Annotated in this window: 1 protein-coding gene; it reads right to left on the bottom strand. The window is 69.2% G+C overall.

The features are described 5' to 3' along the window. Positions 1 to 38: 38 nt before the first annotated feature. Positions 39 to 1,228 (bottom strand): IS3 family transposase gene (locus DVR05_RS24995; RefSeq protein ID WP_232832315.1). Its coding sequence is split into 2 segments (ribosomal slippage), with 1,191 coding nucleotides annotated over them: positions 39 to 961 and positions 961 to 1,228; the frame shifts between segments, so codons are not numbered across the junction. This gene is flagged as partial in the annotation.

The following is a 1,228-nucleotide window of genomic DNA, read 5'->3' as shown; positions in this document are numbered from 1 at the left end:
GGGGCTTAACCCCGGATCTTGGACACGGGGGTGATTGACTACGCCGCGATCGCCAGCGTAGACGCTCTGGAGACCTCGAAGTCGTTCGGGGACACGTTCCCGCAGTGTGAGTGACGACGGCGGGTGTTGTACCGATACGCCCACCTGAACACCGTGCGCCGCAACGTCGCCTCGTCCGCGTACACGGCCTCTCCAGCGAGAGTCTCCCGTTTGAGTGTGGCGTTGAAGCTCTCCGCGGCGGCGTTGTCCGCGCTCGACCCGATCGCCCCCATCGACTGGACGATGCCGAGCTCGGAACACAGGTCCCCGTAGGCCCGGGAGGTGTAGACCGACCCGTGGTCGGAGTGGAACACCGCCCCGGCAAGGGTGCCCCGGTCGCGGGCGACCGCCCTCAGAGCGTCGGCCACAAGGTCGGTGCGCATGTGGTCGGCCAGCGCCCACCCGGCCAGCTTGCGGGAGCACAGGTCGATGACCGTGGCCAGGTAGAGGTTGCGCCCGCCTGCGAGCGGCAGGTAGGTGATGTCCCCGACGTACTTCTCGCCCACATTCTGGGCGGTGAAGTCTCGGCCCAGCAGGTCGGGGTGCTTGCGGGCGGACTGGTCGGCGGTGGTGGTCCGCACCCGCCGGCGGAGCCGGATCCCGGCCAGGTCGTGCTCGCGCATCACGCGGGCGACCTTCTTGTGGTTGATGCGTGCATTCTCGTGTGCTCCGTCGTTGAGGTCGGCGGTGATCCGGGGCGCCCCGTAGGCGGGGTCTCCGCTTTGCTTCGGGTCCTGCAGGGAGCGGATCCGCTCGGCCAGGAGCAGGTCCGCGGCCTGACGTGCCGCCCGGGCGGGGGCGGCCTTGAGCCAGGCGTAGAACGAGGACCGGGCCACGCCCATGACCTCGCACAACCGCTTCACCTCGAAGGTGTGTCGGTGGTCGGCGACGAACTCGAAGCGGTTCACCAGTTCGTCTCGCCCGCGAAATATTTGGCCGCCTGGCGCAGGATGTCGCGTTCGGTCTCGAGCTTTTGGCGTTCGGCCTGTTCGGCGGCCAGGGCGGCTTCCAGACGGGCGATCCTGGCCGCGGCACTCTCGCTCTTGGCCGGTGCGCCTGGGGTGCCTGTGGTGGGTGTGGCGGCTTGCGGGGTGGGTCGGCCTTCGGGGTGCTGGGCGTAGACCCAGTTCTGCAGGGTGCCGCGGGCGATGCCCAGGTCTGAGGCGATTCCCTTGAAGGTGGCGCCCGG

The sequence above is a fragment of the Nocardiopsis sp. FIRDI 009 genome (assembly GCF_003386285.1).
In the GTDB taxonomy this organism is placed as follows: domain Bacteria; phylum Actinomycetota; class Actinomycetes; order Streptosporangiales; family Streptosporangiaceae; genus Nocardiopsis.
The sequence above is the reverse complement of the archived record's forward strand: the minus strand, read 5'-3'. Positions and strand labels throughout refer to the sequence as shown.